The following is a 15,745-nucleotide window of genomic DNA, read 5'->3' as shown; positions in this document are numbered from 1 at the left end:
CATCAAGAGGAGGACTATAAATGAAGTTAATTTCATGGAATGTAAATGGTTTGCGAGCTGTTATCGCAAAAGGTGGATTTTTGGAATATCTTGAGGAATCAAGTGCTGACATATTTTGTCTACAAGAGATTAAATTACAAGAAGGACAAATTGATTTAAATCTAGAGGGATATTATACATACTGGAATTATGCTGTGAAAAAAGGATATTCAGGAACGGCTATTTTTTCAAAAAAAGAACCGCTTTCAGTTACATATGGTTTAGGCATTGAAGAGCATGATCAAGAAGGACGACTTATTACTTTAGAATTCGAAGATTTTTACATGATAACGTTATATACACCAAATTCAAAACGTGGATTAGAACGATTAGATTACAGAATGAAATGGGAAGATGATTTCAGGTCCTATATCAAACGATTAGATGAGAAAAAACCAGTTATTTTTTGTGGAGATTTAAATGTTGCTCATAAAGAAATCGATTTGAAAAATCCGAAAAGTAATCGTAAAAACCCTGGATTCTCTGATGAGGAACGAGAGAAATTTTCATGTATTTTAGAAGAAGGGTTTGTTGATACATATCGTTACCTTTATCCTGATCAAGAAGGTGCATACTCGTGGTGGTCGTATCGTATGGGTGCGAGAGCGAAAAATATCGGATGGCGTTTAGATTATTTTGTTGTTTCGGAAAGAATGAAAGACCAAATAACAGAAGCGAAAATTAATAGTGAAGTAATGGGATCTGACCATTGTCCAGTTGAATTACATATAAATTTCTAAAAAAAGAAGTATCCATCTAACATTAGGCGGATACTTCTTTTTTAATTCAGTTTGTTAAAATTTTTCAAATCTTTCTTGAAATAATTGCATATTAAATATATACTTAGTAACGATAATCATTATCAATGAAAAATATTATCAATGGATGAGGTATAAAAGAATTATAGCTTAGGGGAAGTGAACGAGAATGAGTTCTGGATAGAATTATTAATCTAATGAAATATATATGTAAGACAAGTTTCATATAGTTAAATTTTATTGAGAATATAGTTTGGAAAATTCGAGAGGAGATATATAAAGATGAATAAAAAGTTATTTACATTAGGGATGGTTACAGTTTTAAGTGTAGGTTTAGCGGCATGTAATAGTGCGGATAAAACTTCAGGCGAGCAAAAACAACAGACAAAAGCTACGGAAACGAAAAAAGATGAAAAACGAAAAATTACATATTTAGGTAAAGAATATACAGTGCCAGCAAAAGTAGATAAAATTGCGACAGCTAGTTTAGAGTCAATGGAAGATGCGGCAGTACTTGGAATTAAACCAGTTGGTGCCATTACTGTTGGTGGTAAATTACCGAAGTATCTTGAGAAAGATTTAGAAGGTGCGAAATCTGTTGGTGAGAAAATGGAACCAAATTTCGAAACATTACTTCAATTAAAACCAGACGTTATTACATCAAGTACGAAATTCCCAGCAGAAACAGCTGAAAAGTTTACGAAAGTAGCTCCTACATTCCCGGTATCACACGTTTCAACAAATTGGGAGGATAACTTAAAGTTAATGGGAGAATTAACTGGTAAAAAAGATAAAGCAGAAAAAATTATTAAAGACTACAATTCGGACGCTGAAAAAGCAAAAGCAAAACTAGGAGATAAGTTAAAAGATAAAAAAGTACTTGTCATTAGACTAAGAGCAAATGACTTATTCCTATACCCAGAAGGAGTATACTTTAACCCTGTAATTTATAAAGATCTTGGACTAACTGCTCCAGAACAACTTAAAACGGTAAAAGCACAAGAAAAAATTTCTTTAGAAAAATTAGCTGAAGTTAATCCTGATTATATCTTCTTGCAATACGAAGCAAGTGAAAATAATAAACCGAAAGTGCTAGAAGATATTGAAAATAATCCAATTTGGCAAAGTATGAACGCTGCGAAAGAAAAGAAAGTATTTGTAAATGTTGTAGACCCAATGGCACAAGGTGGTACAGCTTGGAGTAAAACAGCATTCTTAAAAGAAGCAGTGAAAAATTTATCTAAATAATACAATAAGTAAGGTGCGTTGAATGATATGCAGAAAACAAATGCAGTACCAGTAACTATATTATGTATAGCACCCATACTCATCTTATTTACAGTTATACTTTCGATTTTGTATGGGGCAAAAAGTATTGACGCTGAAACAGTGTGGAACGCATTATTTCATTTTGATTCAAGCGATGTAAATCATAATATTATTATTACTTCACGTTTACCAAGGGTAGTTGCAGCTCTTTTAGTCGGAGCATTTCTAGCCATATCAGGAGCACTTATGCAGGGGATGACAAGAAACTATCTTGCATCCCCTTCTATTATGGGTGTGACGGATGGCGCTGCCTTTGTTATTACACTTAGCATGATTTTTCTTCCGGGAATGTCATCAATTGGTATGGTTTTATGTTCAATGATTGGTTCTGCACTAGGAGCCGGTATCGTGTTTGGTTTTGGTTCGCTCCTTCAAAATGGCTTATCACCAGTTAGGTTAGCGATTATAGGAACAGTTATTGGAACATTTTTAAGTAGTGTATCGGCTGCAATGGCTTCGTATTTCCAAATTTCTCAAAATGTTAGTTTTTGGTTTAATGCAAAGTTAGATCAAGTAGATCCTAATATCATTAAAATCACGATACCGTTTGGGATAATTGGAATAATTTTAGCACTGTTAATATCAAAATCTATTACCATTCTTTCATTAGGCGAAGAGGTTTCTATTAATTTAGGGCAACGTACAAAACTAGTTAAAGCGATGGCAATTTTATCGGTAATTTTCTTAACAGGAACAGCAGTTGCTTTAGTGGGGAAAGTTGGTTTTGTAGGTTTAATTATTCCGCACATTACCCGCTTTATAATTGGGGTAGATTATAAGTGGATTTTGCCATGTGCAGGTGTTATTGGTGGCGTTTTCTTAGCGTTATGTGACGTTTTGAGTAGATTTGTAAACTATCCATTTGAAACACCTATTGGAGTCGTTACCTCTTTAATTGGAATTCCTTTCTTCCTTTATTTAATCCGTACTAGAGGAGGAGAGCGACATGCCTAAAAGTTCAAGTCAACGTTTCGGAATGACGATGGGGATTATTATATTTTTAATACTATGTGCTATTTATATTAGTTTAACAAATGGTACGTTCGATATTACGATTACAGATGTATTTAAAACACTGTTTAGAATTGATCCAGTACCAGAACATGATTTAGTTATTTTTGAGTTTCGCCTTCCGCGCATCGTAATTGCTGGATTAGTAGGATTAGGCCTTGGTGTTGCGGGTGCCGTTATTCAAGGGATTACGAGAAATGGGTTGGCGGACCCAGGTATTTTAGGCGTAAATGCCGGAGCAGGAACAGCGATTGTCATTTTTATGTTTTTCTTTCAAGGGCAATTAAAAAGCACAGACTGGGTTTCTATTATGATGATGCCAATGTTTGGTTTAGTAGGCGGATTAGGTGCAGCTATCATCATTTATCTGTTTTCTTGGAAAAACGGTAAATTAGATTCGCAGCGACTTTTATTAACAGGGATTGCAATTGGATCAGGATTTGGAGCCTTTTCTATGTACTTATCACTCAAAATGAAGTCAACTGATTTTGAAATGGCCGCAGTGTGGGTGTCTGGAAGCATATATAGTGCGAACTGGAAGTATATTGTGGCTATGTTACCATGGCTTATTATCTTAATTCCGCTTATACAAAAGAAAGCTTATTTATTAGATTTATTTCAATTGGAAGAAACGAGTATTACAAGTTTAGGTGTTTCAGTAGAAAGAGAGAAATCGATTTTACTATTAAGTAGTATCGGGCTTGTGAGCGCATGTGTTGCTGTTTCAGGGAGTATCGGTTTTATTGGCTTAATGGCACCGCATATAGCGAAAAGGCTTGTCGGTATTCAATATAAGTATATAATTCCTACGTGCGGCGTAATCGGAATGTTTCTTGTAATTGCTTCAGACTTTATTGCGAAAACAGTTTTTACACCTGTAGAGCTACCAGTTGGAATCGTTATTTCTATTGTCGGTGTACCGTATTTCTTATATTTACTTTATAAGGCGAAAGCGTAAGAGGAGGAATAAAAGTGAGTATTTTAAGTGCAAAAAATTTAGAAACAAGTTATGAAAAGCTTACAGTGTTTCGCGATTTAAATGTGGAAATACAAGAAGGAAAAGTAACGACAATTATAGGTCCAAACGGTTGCGGTAAATCGACATTGTTAAAAACAATGGGAAGAATTTTAAAACAAAAAAGCGGTAAAGTATATTTGCAAGGACAGGATTTACATACAATTCCAACGAAAGAAATTGCGAAGCAGTTAGCTTTACTCCCGCAAACTCCAATTGCACCAGGTGAACTTAAAGTGGAAGAATTAATTTCTTATGGACGCTATCCACATCGAAATAACGTAAATAAGTTAACGACAAAAGATAAAGAAATGATTGATTGGGCATTAGATATAACGAAAACTTCTGAATTTCGAACGAGACAAATTGCAAATTTATCAGGTGGCCAAAGACAGAAGGTATGGCTAGCGATGGCATTAGCACAAGAGACAGAAGTGTTGCTATTAGATGAGCCAACTACATACCTTGATATGTCTCATCAATTAGATGTATTACAAATTGTGGAGAAGTTAAATAAAGAACATAATTGTACGGTTGTTATGGTATTACATGATATTAACCATGCAGCAAGGTTTTCAGATGAAATTATTGCAATGAAGGAAGGAGAAATTGTTACAACTGGTAGCCCAGAAGAAATCATTACAAATGAAGTGTTAAAAGAAGTATTTCATATTGATGCACGTGTCATGATTGATCCGTATAACGGGGCTCCTGTTTGTTTCGGTTATGATAGCGTTGTATCTCAAGAAGAAAAAATCGAAATATATGTAACAAGTTAAAAAGGGGGGGATAGGGTGAATACTACAGTTGAAAAACAGCAGATTATAACATCTAATACAGAGCAGTGGAAAATGTATTCAAAATTAGAAGGTAAGGAATATCAAATTCATATTTCAAAGCCGAGGCAACCAGCACCGGATTCAGGATATCCTGTCATTTACGTATTAGATGGCAATGCCTTTTTTCAAACATTTCATGAAGCAGTTAAAATACAATCAGTAAGAGCGGAAAAAACCGGTGTTTCACCAGCTATTATAGTAGGAGTGGGTTATCCAATTGAAGGCGCATTTTCAGGGGAAGAAAGGTGCTATGATTTTACGCCTAGCGTAATTTCAAAAGATGCCCCTTTAAAACCAGACGGTAAACCGTGGCCTAAAACAGGAGGAGCACATAATTTCTTTACTTTTATTGAAGAAGAACTGAAACCACAAATTGAAAAGAATTTTGAGATTGATAAAGGTAAGCAAACTTTATTTGGGCATTCTTTAGGTGGCCTATTCGCTTTGCATATACTATTTACAAACTTGAATGCTTTTCAAAATTATTTTATTAGTAGTCCATCTATATGGTGGAATAATAAATCCGTTCTTGAAAAAGAAGAGAACCTTATAATTGAATTAAACAATGCTAAGTTTGAAACAGGAGTGTTCCTTACAGTTGGATCACTTGAACGAGAGCATATGGTTGTAGGTGCAAATGAATTATCAGAGCGCCTTCTCCAAGTAAACCACGATAAACTTAAATTTAAGTTTTATGAAGCTGAAGGGGAGAATCATGCATCTGTTGTGCCGACGTCTTTAAGTAAAGGATTGAGGTTTATTAGTTACGTATAGGAAAAAAGGTTATGGATAAAACATTCCATAACCTTTTTTAATATGTAGAATTGTCCTTTTCGAAAGTTTTGTTTCAACTTTTCGTCTAAAGAGACAAAAAGTTGTCACAAATCGGTCACAATTAGCATAAACATAAAATAGACGAAATGAACTTATTTCCAAAAGGCTTGGTTTATTTCAATCATGATTCGTAGAGTTGAAAAAGCATGGATTAAAAGTTCACTATATTCCCAAGGAGGTAGATCGTATGAAAACTATTCTTGCTATCGCTGGACTTATTTGGGTTTTATCGCATGGCATTCCAATTTATGAAGGAGAACAAATTCGCAGTGCTCTAAATAAAAATTTTAATGAATATCATATCATTGATCGGCAAGATAATGTTGTGACAGTTCGAGTAAATGACTGTTTTCATACGGTAACCGTTGAAGGAACTTCAGTAGTGAATGATACAAAAGTATGTGATCAGCAATAATTATATATGGAAAGAAAAATTCTCGGATTAAATATCTGAAAATTTAAATTTAAACATTATAGACGAAGAATAAGCGGGGGCGGGTAATCCCCGCTTATTCTTGTTTCACTTTATTGAATTTTGATGAGAGATATAATGATTTTTTGACAAAAAGGAAAGGGTATACTGAAAATTGAGATTAAGAAGCTAATGAGTTGTTAAGAATAATCATAAAGTGTAAATATACTCTTATGGGGTATCATGCGTAGATATTTAATGCTATAATTGGTATACTCATAAAAAACAATTGTTTTATTGGATGAAGAGAAACTTTAAGAAGGTGATAATATGGATCATAAAGAGCATGAAGCAGTAACACATAGATCAGAAAAAGAAAAAGAACAGATTATAAATAGATTAAAGAGAATTGAAGGACAGGTCCGCGGTATTCAAAACATGATTGAAAATGATCGTTATTGCGTAGATATTTTAGTGCAAATTTCAGCGATTAATGCAGCGATGAAAAAAGTAGGAATGGGCGTTCTCAAAAATCATACGAGTCATTGTGTTTCAGGAGCTATTAAAAATGGAAATGGTGACGAAGCAATTGAAGAATTAATGACAGTATTTGAACGTTTTTCAAAAGCGTAAAAACAAGCTAGTATTTAACTGGCTTGTTTTTTTGTTTACCCTCATATTGGATTTTGGTGTATTGTAGTGAAAAAGTGTGTGTAAAATAAACTTTTAGAAAATAATTGAAAAATCATGATACAAAACCATTGATTACCTTAGGGGGGTATGGTAAGATGTAATTGTGATTAACAAACAATGAATAAACAAGAGGAGGATTTTAAATGGAACAGTTAACATTACAAGTTGAAGGTATGTCTTGTGGACATTGTGTAAATGCTATCGAAAGCAGTGTGAAAGAGCTAAACGGTGTTGAACAAGTGAAGGTTCAATTAGCAGAAGGAACTGTTGAAGTTACTATCGACTCGTCTGCTGTAACATTAAAAGATATCGTTGCTGTAATCGAAGATCAAGGATACGATGTTCAATAATTATTTTTAGATATGGAAATAAATCGTACTTTAAATGAAGTACGATTTATTTTGCTAATAATTATACCTCATAAGGGTATATAGAGGTGAGAGACATGAATGAAAAAAAAGAGGCCAATCTTCAAATATCAGGAATGACATGTGCGGCATGTGCAAATAGAATTGAAAAAGGTCTAAAAAAAGTAGAAGGTGTTCATGAGGCAAATGTAAATTTTGCGCTTGAAAAAACAAAAATAATGTACGATCCAACTAAAACAAATCCGCAACAATTTAAAGAAAAAGTTGAATCATTAGGATATGGAATTGTAAGTGATAAAGCTGAATTTACTGTTTCAGGAATGACATGTGCAGCATGTGCAAATAGAGTTGAAAAGCGTTTAAATAAGTTAGATGGTGTGAACAAGGCGACAGTAAATTTTGCTTTAGAATCAGCCACAGTAGACTTTAATCCTGATGAAGTTAATGTAAATGAAATGAAGAGCGCGATTACGAAGCTAGGATATAAATTAGAAGTGAAACCAGATGATCAAGATGCATCAACTGATCATCGATTACAAGAAATTGAAAGACAAAAGAAGAAGTTTATTATTTCGTTTATTTTATCTTTCCCATTATTGTGGGCAATGGTTAGTCATTTCTCATTTACGTCATTTATTTATTTACCGGATATGTTAATGAACCCTTGGGTGCAACTAGCACTTGCAACTCCTGTTCAATTTATCATTGGTGGACAGTTTTATGTTGGGGCTTATAAAGCGTTACGCAATAAAAGTGCTAATATGGATGTTCTCGTGGCGCTTGGAACGTCGGCCGCGTACTTCTATAGTGTATATTTAAGTATTCAATCTATTGGTTCTTCGGAACATATGACAGATTTATATTTTGAAACGAGTGCGGTACTTATTACATTAATTATTTTAGGTAAATTATTTGAAGCGAAAGCAAAAGGGCGCTCATCAGAAGCAATTAAAAAATTGATGGGTTTACAAGCGAAGACAGCTACAGTTGTGCGAGATGGAACAGAAATAAAAATTTTGATTGAAGAAGTAGTAGCTGGTGATATCGTCTATGTAAAGCCTGGTGAAAAAATACCAGTAGATGGTGAGATTGTAGAAGGAAAATCAGCGATTGATGAATCGATGTTAACGGGTGAAAGTATTCCTGTTGATAAGTCAATTGGGGATGTAGTAATAGGTTCGACAATAAATAAAAATGGTTTTTTAAAAGTGAAAGCAACTAAAGTAGGCAGAGATACTGCATTAGCTCAAATCATTAAAGTAGTAGAAGAGGCACAAGGTTCAAAAGCTCCTATTCAAAGGGTAGCGGATCAAATTTCAGGTATTTTTGTACCGGTTGTAGTTGTGATTGCGATTATCACATTTGCAGTATGGATGATATTTGTTACACCTGGTGATTTTGGCGGAGCACTTGAGAAAATGATAGCAGTACTTGTTATCGCTTGTCCATGTGCATTAGGTCTTGCAACGCCTACATCTATTATGGCAGGATCAGGAAGATCGGCTGAGTATGGTATTTTATTTAAAGGTGGAGAGCATTTAGAAGCAACGCACCGATTAGATACAGTTATTCTAGATAAAACAGGTACTGTGACAAACGGAAAGCCTGTGTTAACAGATATAATTGTAGCAGATGGATTCCATGAAGAAGAAATACTACGTTTAGTAGGTGCGGCAGAAAAAAATTCTGAACACCCACTTGCAGAAGCGATTGTGGAAGGAATTAAAGAAAAGAAAATTGATATTCCAAGTTCAGAGACGTTTGAAGCGATTCCTGGATTCGGTATCGAATCAGTCGTAGAAGGAAAACAATTATTAATTGGCACACGTCGATTAATGAAGAAATTCAATATTGATATTGAAGAAGTTTCAAAATCAATGGAAGAGCTAGAACGAGAAGGAAAAACAGCAATGCTTATTGCAATCGATAAAGAATATGCTGGTATAGTTGCCGTTGCAGATACTGTGAAAGATACTTCAAAAGCAGCTATCGCAAGACTGAAAAAAATGGGTCTAGACGTTGTGATGATTACAGGAGATAATACACAAACTGCTCAGGCGATTGCAAAGCAAGTTGGTATTGATCACGTAATTGCAGAAGTATTGCCAGAAGGAAAAGCAGAAGAAGTGAAAAAACTGCAAGCAAATGGTAAGAAAGTAGCGATGGTTGGAGATGGGATAAATGATGCTCCTGCTCTTGCTACAGCGAACATTGGTATGGCAATTGGAACGGGAACGGATGTAGCGATGGAAGCAGCGGATATAACGTTAATCCGCGGTGATTTAAATAGTATTGCTGATGCGATCTTTATGAGTAAAATGACGATAAGAAATATTAAACAAAATTTATTCTGGGCATTAGCTTATAACGCGTTAGGAATTCCAATTGCGGCATTAGGCTTCTTAGCCCCTTGGGTTGCTGGAGCAGCGATGGCATTTAGTTCTGTATCCGTTGTATTAAATGCATTACGATTACAAAGAGTTAAATTAAAATCTTAAAAAGTTACATTAAGTAATTGAATAGAATTAAAGAACAATACTTTGAATAAGTATTGTTTTTTTGTTCGTATAGAAATTAAAACGATATAATAAAGAAGAATTATTGAATCGTATGTAGTAGAAAAGTTAAGAGGTAGTTTGGTAAGGAGACTTATATATGTTAAAAGATATTATAATTAGAACATTTCAGAAAGAAGATTTAAATCAAGTATTACAATTGTTCTATGAAACAGTTCATACGGTTAATGCAAAAGATTATAATGAGTTACAGCTACAAGCATGGGCACCAGATCGACTAGATAGAGAAAGCTGGTTAAAGTCTTTAGAAAAGAATATTAGTTATGTAGCGGATCATAATGGTGTGATAGTCGGATTTGGAGATTATAATGAGGATCATTACGTAGATCGTTTATTTACACATAAATATTATCAAGGGAAAAGGATAGCCTCATCCATATTACAGAAGTTAGAAAAAGAAGCAGTGAACCTAGGGCATAGGGAAATCTATACAGAAGCGAGTATTACAGCAAAACCTTTCTTTGAAAGTAAAGGTTTTATTTGCATAAAGGAACAAAAGAAACAGCATAATGGTCAGATTTTTATTAATTATGTTATGAAAAAAATATCCTTCTCATAAATGAGAAGGATATTTTTCATTATTTTACAGCTTCTTTTAGTTCTTTACCAGCTTTGAAAGCAGGTACTTTAGAAGCTGCGATTTGCATTTCTTCACCAGTTTGTGGGTTACGGCCTGTACGAGCAGCTCTTTCACGAACTTCGAATGTACCGAATCCGATAAGTTGTACTTTTTCACCAGCAGCTAAAGTGTTAGTGATTGATTCTACTACAGTTTGTACAACTACAGTAGCTTCTTTTTGAGAAATCTCAGCATTTTGTGCTACGTTTTTAATTAATTCTGTTTTGTTCATGTTTTTCACCTCATATGTAAATAATGCTATTTAAGTTGTTATTATAACGTATAAAACATTCGAGAACAAGTGTACGTACATATATTCGCAAAAAAAATGAAATTTGTAATATTTTTTAGGACATTTTATAGACATTCCATTTAAGCGGACAGAGATTTGTTCTTCATTTCAGTCTTCTCTTGATGAGAAGGTAGTTTCTTATTATAAGATATGAAGTAAGGTAGTGCTACAAATAACATACCTCCTACTAAATTTCCGAAGAAAACAAAAATGAAGTTTGGAAAATATTCGATCCAAGTTAAATGACCGGCAAAAATTGCAGCTGGGATGACAAACATATTGGCTACAACGTGTTGAAATCCAATTGCAACAAAAGTCATAACTGGGAACCAAATACCGATAATCTTTCCGATAAATTCTTTACTTCCCATACTGAGCCAAACAGCTAAACAAACGAGCCAATTACATCCGATTGCAGAAATAAATGCTTGCAATGGTGTATCTTGTAGTTTCGCTTGAGCGATAGAAATAGTTTTCGCTAAAAAAGCTCCTTCAGTTAAGCCGACGATATGACCGAAAAAATAGGCTACGAATACAGCTCCTATGAAATTGCTAAATGTAACAATAACTAAATTTCGTATGAAATAAAATAAAGTAATTTTCTTTTGGAGCCAGGCCATAGAAACTGTCATCATGTTACCAGTTACTAGTTCACCGCCTGCAAGAATAACGAGAATAAGACCAACAGGGAATACAGCAGCGCCTAGAAAACTAGAAAATGATCCCCAATATTTTGGCATTGTCCCAATAACATGAATATCGAGTAAATACCCTAATGCGATAAAAGCACCACCAAAAAAACCAAGAATTAGCATAGGGAGCAATGATAAATGAGCTTTTTTCCTTCCTGAATTCGCAGCAAGTTCCGTAATTTCTTCTGGTGTAAATACAGACATGAATAATCCCTCCGTAATAAAATGATGGAATGAATAGAAAAAATTTCAAAAATCTATGTATTATAAAAATATGTTATGACTTCTGTATAAAATTGTCAAAGTGAATAGAGAGGGAATTAAAAATTGATAACATTGTTCATGTTGTCACATGAATGTAACAATAAGGATTTAAAGTGTTTGTAGAGGTGAAAACATGAATACGAATCATGTAAAAAAAGAACGAAAAAAATCAATCATAAAGATATTTATTATTAGTTTTATAAGTATATTAATGATACCAGTAAGTTTGTATTATTATGCGACAGAAATAGAACGAAAACTAGTAACAGTTACGTGGAATGAAATAGAAGCTTCTACAATTCCTAAAGAGTTTAATAATAAAAAAATATTGCAGTTTTCAGATGTACATTTAGGGCCAGAGTTTACATTGAAGCAACTTGAACATTTGGTGGAGAAGATGAATGAAATACATCCAGATATCGTAGTTTTTACTGGAGATTTAATAGATAAATTTGGGTCTTATAGTGCGGAAAGAGAAGAAGCAAAGGCTATTTTGCAGAAAATTTACGCGCCCTTAGGGAAATATGCTGTGTTTGGGAATCATGATAGGGGCGGGGGCGGTAGTTTATTTTACAAAAAATATATGGAGGAAGCTGGTTTTTCTGTATTAGTAAATGAAGTGCAGAAAATTAAAGTGGAAAACGGCAAATATATTACAATATCAGGTTTAGATGATTTTCTATTAGGGAAGCCACAAATAGATTCAACTTTAAAAAACTTGAAACAAAATGATTTCAACATGTTATTAGTACATGAGCCGGATGTTGTAACCAAAATAAATCGTTACCCAATGGATCTTCAACTGTCAGGACATAGTCACGGAGGACAAGTCCAAATTCCTTTTGTAGGTCCATTAATTACTACCAAACTAGCTGAGAATTATGTTGAAGGTATGTATGAAGTAGAGGGGAAGAGTAAGCTGTTATATTTATATGTAAATCGTGGCATTGGGACTACTAGGATGCCTGTTAGATTTTGGAGTGTACCTGAACTTTCAGTTTTTGTATTGAAGCAAAATAGTAACTAATGTATTTAATTCCACATCATCATTCTCAATTTGATTTTGATGAACGAGATATGGTAATTTACGGTAAATGAAAACAACAATAGGTCCTATAACCTATTGTTGTTTTTTATTATTTTTGCAAGGGAAGAGTATCAAAATATGTTCTGTAATTATTAGAGAATTCAAAGTTGTTTTTTGCATCCCAATTAATAGACCAAGACATTAGGCCGCGGAATGCAGGATAGCCACTTTGGTTAGAAAGTTTATACTTTCCTCCGAACGGAACTCCTTTAATGATATAATTTAAAGCTTTTTTCATTTCAGTTGGCGAAATGTATCCACCACTTGGAGCTGCCGCTGGTGCTGCTGGAAGCCCAATCATAACTTGATCTGAGCGAAGAGCTGGGAAAATGTTATTTGGATTACCACCTACAGGAAAACCATGTAAGAGCATATCTGCCATAGCGACTTCGTAGTCTGCAGTACCTTGATTGTAGTTATTACCGTCCATTCCAACCCCGCTACCAGCGTTGTAGTGTTGAACGTGAATGTATGTTAGTTTATCTTTCACTCCGTAAATAATTGGTAAATATGCACCCCAGATACTTCCGTATGCGCTATAACCGCCTTGAACATAAGCTGTTTCAGGAGCCATGCTTAATAGAAAATCTGGACCATAATGATCTGAGATTGTTCGAATAGCTGATATAAGATTTACGATTTGGGGAGTAGTTGGATTTTTGAAATTAATGTCATTTCCGTTTAAGTAAATACCTGATTCAAGGTCAATATCTATTCCATCAAAACCGTATTTATCGATTAGAGATTGTATGGAATTAATAAAACGTTGCTTAGCGGCATTGTCAGGAAGTAAAACGACTCCATTTTGTCCTCCTATTGAAAGAACTACTTTCTTTCCTTTACTTTTTAAATAAGAAATATCTGATTTGAAGTCTGCATCTGTACCATACACAGGAGAAAATTCAACAGTGGAACGATCACCACCAGTTTCACCAAAAGATACATTGATTACATCCCATTTTGGTGAAACGTCTTTTAATTTAATAATGCCAGTACCGTTATCAAAGTTATGCCAGTATCCAACGAGTAATTTTGAACCTAAATTGTTTGCTGCTTGTGTTTGGAAAGGGGATAGCGGTAGTAGTAAGAACATTACTAAAATACAACAAAATAATTTGAACTTGTTTAACATATCAACACTCCTATACAAAAAGTTGTCTAGATGTATAATCTTGTTTATTTAATGATATCTGAAAATTCTTTCTTTTGTAAGAGGACTATAATTTTCTCAACAATTGTGTGTGGGAAAGTATTAAACCTAATGAAATAATTTTTGAAGGAGATTGAATTGTAATTGTTAAATTCAGAATATTTTGATATATTTTAACGTATAGAACAAAATCTTTCGCACAGTACTCTTACATAAATTTCAAAATTTAGTTTGGAAGGGGATGTACAAGAGTTGGATAAAAATCTAAAGAAAGATCTCAAAATACGCCACATTACAATGATCTCAATTGGCGGCGTAATAGGGGCTGGTTTGTTTGTTGGAAGTGGTGCCGTTGTACATTCGGCAGGACCTGGTTCTATCGTTTCATATGCATTAGCAGGACTTCTAGTCATTTTCGTCATGAGAATGCTAGGAGAAATGGCAGCTGTAAATCCGACAAGTGGTTCATTTGCAACGTATGCAAGAGAAGCAATTGGTCCATGGGCGGGTTATACAATAGGCTGGTTATACTGGTTTTTCTGGGTAATTGTTATTGCAATAGAAGCCACAGCAGGTGCTGGTATTATCCAATATTGGATTCCACAAATACCGCTATGGTTATTAAGTTTAATATTAACAATTTTATTAACGCTGACGAACGTTTTTTCGGTGAAATCATTTGGAGAGTTTGAATATTGGTTTTCTTTTATTAAAGTAATAAGTATTGTTTTGTTCCTTTGTCTAGGTCTTGCTGTTATTTTAGGATTTGTTCCAGGAACAGAAGCACCCGGCACTTCGAATTTAATTGGACAAGGTGGGTTTATGCCAAACGGTATAAGTTCGGTCTTGCTTGGAATTACTGTTGTTATATTTTCATTTATGGGATCAGAGATTGTAGCAGTAGCAGCTGGTGAATCTGCAGAACCTGTAAAAGCAGTAAAAACAGCAACAAACAGTGTGATTTGGCGTATTCTTGTATTTTTTATTGGGTCTATAGCGGTAGTTGTTACGCTACTGCCATGGAATTCAGCTAACATATTAAAAAGTCCATTTGTAGCTGTACTTGAACATATAGGAATACCAGCGGCAGCACAAATTATGAATTTTATCGTTTTAACAGCTGTACTTTCTTGCTTAAATTCAGGCTTATATACAAATTCAAGAATGCTTTTTTCAATGGCAGAAAGAGGAGATGCGCCAAAGTCATTTTTAAAATTGAACAGTAGTGGTGTTCCTGTTCGAGCGGTTTTATTTGGAACGTTCTTCGCTTATATTGGAGTTGTTTTTAGTTACATTTCTCCAGATAAAGTCTTTTTGTTTTTAGTGAATGCATCTGGCGGGATTGCGTTACTAGTTTATCTCGTTATTGCAGTTTCGCATTTAAAGATGCGTAAAAAAATGGGGAAAGTAGAACAAAAAAATTTGAAAGTGAAAATGTGGCTTTTTCCGTATGTAACGTATGTTACAATTGCTGCTATTATAGCAGTTTTAGTTGCGATGTTCGCAATTGATACTTTACGTTCACAAGCACTTTTAACAATGTTTGTTACAGTTCTTATCATACTTTCTTATTTTATTTTTAATAGAAATAAAAATAGCACAGTTTTGAATCCTAAAAGTAAGAATGAGGAATCTGTTCGATTCTAATTTTCTTATTTTCGAAGAGAGTTACACCCAGTCATTGCTATAAAAGAATCATATATAATCATAGAAACAAGTAATTACTATTGTCATAGTGGATATAAACTTTTTTCTTGACTTTTTATA

The 15,745-nt window shown here is 34.1% G+C and carries 16 protein-coding genes; 13 read left to right on the top strand and 3 right to left on the bottom strand.

Annotated features, from left to right (window positions below):
* The first annotated feature begins 20 nt into the window (after positions 1–20).
* The 11 genes from MHH27_RS19015 (at position 21) to MHH27_RS18965 (ending at position 10,433) form a co-directional block, all read left to right on the top strand.
* Positions 21–779, top strand: a complete 759-nt coding sequence (locus tag MHH27_RS19015; protein WP_016512427.1) for an exodeoxyribonuclease III — start codon at positions 21–23, stop codon at positions 777–779.
* A gap of 300 nt (positions 780–1,079) precedes the next feature.
* Positions 1,080–2,045: an iron-hydroxamate ABC transporter substrate-binding protein gene (locus MHH27_RS19010; protein WP_001035498.1), complete on the top strand. Its 966-nt coding sequence runs from the start codon at positions 1,080–1,082 to the stop codon at positions 2,043–2,045.
* A 27-nt stretch (positions 2,046–2,072) separates the two neighbouring features.
* Positions 2,073–3,080 carry a FecCD family ABC transporter permease gene (locus MHH27_RS19005; RefSeq protein ID WP_001173064.1) on the top strand — a complete coding sequence of 336 codons (1,008 nt, stop codon included), beginning with the start codon at positions 2,073–2,075 and terminating at the stop codon, positions 3,078–3,080.
* Positions 3,073–4,095 (top strand): FecCD family ABC transporter permease, encoded by a 1,023-nt coding sequence (locus MHH27_RS19000; RefSeq protein ID WP_340943726.1) that lies wholly within the window; start codon positions 3,073–3,075, stop codon positions 4,093–4,095. The genes MHH27_RS19005 and MHH27_RS19000 overlap by 8 nt, the downstream gene beginning before the upstream one ends.
* A 14-nt stretch (positions 4,096–4,109) precedes the next feature.
* The gene (locus MHH27_RS18995; RefSeq protein WP_000025764.1) at positions 4,110–4,931 is read left to right on the top strand and encodes an ABC transporter ATP-binding protein; all 822 of its coding nucleotides are present in this window, start codon (positions 4,110–4,112) and stop codon (positions 4,929–4,931) included.
* A gap of 15 nt (positions 4,932–4,946) precedes the next feature.
* The gene (locus MHH27_RS18990) at positions 4,947–5,765 is read left to right on the top strand and encodes an alpha/beta hydrolase (protein WP_001098701.1); all 819 of its coding nucleotides are present in this window, start codon (positions 4,947–4,949) and stop codon (positions 5,763–5,765) included.
* Between the two features lie 247 nt (positions 5,766–6,012).
* Complete coding sequence (locus MHH27_RS18985; RefSeq protein WP_000849103.1) at positions 6,013–6,240, top strand: hypothetical protein; 228 nt, start codon at positions 6,013–6,015, stop codon at positions 6,238–6,240.
* Between the two features lie 327 nt (positions 6,241–6,567).
* A complete protein-coding gene (locus MHH27_RS18980; RefSeq protein ID WP_000349637.1) occupies positions 6,568–6,870 on the top strand; it encodes a metal-sensing transcriptional repressor in 303 nt (100 codons plus the stop codon).
* Positions 6,871–7,073: 203 nt separating this feature from the next.
* Entirely contained in the window at positions 7,074–7,280 is a 207-nt protein-coding gene (gene copZ, locus MHH27_RS18975) for a copper chaperone CopZ (protein ID WP_000436973.1), read from the top strand.
* Between the two features lie 95 nt (positions 7,281–7,375).
* Entirely contained in the window at positions 7,376–9,796 is a 2,421-nt protein-coding gene (locus MHH27_RS18970) for a heavy metal translocating P-type ATPase (RefSeq protein WP_001003176.1), read from the top strand.
* 157 nt (positions 9,797–9,953) lie between these two features.
* Positions 9,954–10,433 (top strand): GNAT family N-acetyltransferase, encoded by a 480-nt coding sequence (locus tag MHH27_RS18965; protein WP_000910164.1) that lies wholly within the window; start codon positions 9,954–9,956, stop codon positions 10,431–10,433.
* A gap of 19 nt (positions 10,434–10,452) precedes the next feature.
* Here the strand turns inward: MHH27_RS18965 and MHH27_RS18960 are convergent, their stop codons facing one another.
* Both MHH27_RS18960 and MHH27_RS18955 read right to left on the bottom strand, forming a co-directional pair.
* Complete coding sequence (locus MHH27_RS18960) at positions 10,453–10,725, bottom strand: HU family DNA-binding protein (RefSeq protein WP_001043904.1); 273 nt, start codon at positions 10,723–10,725, stop codon at positions 10,453–10,455.
* Positions 10,726–10,865: 140 nt separating this feature from the next.
* Complete coding sequence (locus tag MHH27_RS18955) at positions 10,866–11,681, bottom strand: formate/nitrite transporter family protein (RefSeq protein WP_000110543.1); 816 nt, start codon at positions 11,679–11,681, stop codon at positions 10,866–10,868.
* A gap of 193 nt (positions 11,682–11,874) precedes the next feature.
* On the opposite strand from MHH27_RS18955, the gene MHH27_RS18950 reads away from it, so the two are divergent.
* Complete coding sequence (locus MHH27_RS18950; RefSeq protein WP_001095330.1) at positions 11,875–12,768, top strand: metallophosphoesterase; 894 nt, start codon at positions 11,875–11,877, stop codon at positions 12,766–12,768.
* 109 nt (positions 12,769–12,877) lie between these two features.
* On the opposite strand, the gene MHH27_RS18945 is transcribed toward MHH27_RS18950, so the two are convergent.
* Positions 12,878–13,960 (bottom strand): chitinase, encoded by a 1,083-nt coding sequence (locus MHH27_RS18945; protein ID WP_098256760.1) that lies wholly within the window; start codon positions 13,958–13,960, stop codon positions 12,878–12,880.
* Between the two features lie 270 nt (positions 13,961–14,230).
* Here MHH27_RS18945 and gabP point away from each other — a divergent pair, with 270 nt between their 5' ends.
* Positions 14,231–15,625 (top strand): GABA permease, encoded by a 1,395-nt coding sequence (gene gabP / locus MHH27_RS18940; RefSeq protein ID WP_044307334.1) that lies wholly within the window; start codon positions 14,231–14,233, stop codon positions 15,623–15,625.
* The last annotated feature ends 120 nt before the right edge of the window (positions 15,626–15,745 follow it).

The organism is Bacillus sp. FSL L8-0152 (genome assembly GCF_038006365.1).
GTDB lineage: Bacteria > Bacillota > Bacilli > Bacillales > Bacillaceae_G > Bacillus_A > Bacillus_A cereus.
This window is presented reverse-complemented; position numbering and strand designations above follow the sequence as displayed.

Coding starts and splice junctions, on each gene's coding strand:
- MHH27_RS18965 (WP_000910164.1), top strand. CDS start 9,954: ATGTTAAAAGATATTATAATTAGAACATTTCAGAAAGAAGATTTAAAT.
- MHH27_RS18945 (WP_098256760.1), bottom strand. CDS start 13,960: ATGTTAAACAAGTTCAAATTATTTTGTTGTATTTTAGTAATGTTCTTA.
- MHH27_RS18985 (WP_000849103.1), top strand. CDS start 6,013: ATGAAAACTATTCTTGCTATCGCTGGACTTATTTGGGTTTTATCGCAT.
- MHH27_RS18960 (WP_001043904.1), bottom strand. CDS start 10,725: ATGAACAAAACAGAATTAATTAAAAACGTAGCACAAAATGCTGAGATT.
- MHH27_RS19010 (WP_001035498.1), top strand. CDS start 1,080: ATGAATAAAAAGTTATTTACATTAGGGATGGTTACAGTTTTAAGTGTA.
- MHH27_RS19015 (WP_016512427.1), top strand. CDS start 21: ATGAAGTTAATTTCATGGAATGTAAATGGTTTGCGAGCTGTTATCGCA.
- MHH27_RS18970 (WP_001003176.1), top strand. CDS start 7,376: ATGAATGAAAAAAAAGAGGCCAATCTTCAAATATCAGGAATGACATGT.
- MHH27_RS18950 (WP_001095330.1), top strand. CDS start 11,875: ATGAATACGAATCATGTAAAAAAAGAACGAAAAAAATCAATCATAAAG.
- MHH27_RS18955 (WP_000110543.1), bottom strand. CDS start 11,681: ATGTCTGTATTTACACCAGAAGAAATTACGGAACTTGCTGCGAATTCA.
- MHH27_RS19000 (WP_340943726.1), top strand. CDS start 3,073: ATGCCTAAAAGTTCAAGTCAACGTTTCGGAATGACGATGGGGATTATT.
- MHH27_RS19005 (WP_001173064.1), top strand. CDS start 2,073: ATGCAGAAAACAAATGCAGTACCAGTAACTATATTATGTATAGCACCC.
- MHH27_RS18980 (WP_000349637.1), top strand. CDS start 6,568: ATGGATCATAAAGAGCATGAAGCAGTAACACATAGATCAGAAAAAGAA.
- copZ (WP_000436973.1), top strand. CDS start 7,074: ATGGAACAGTTAACATTACAAGTTGAAGGTATGTCTTGTGGACATTGT.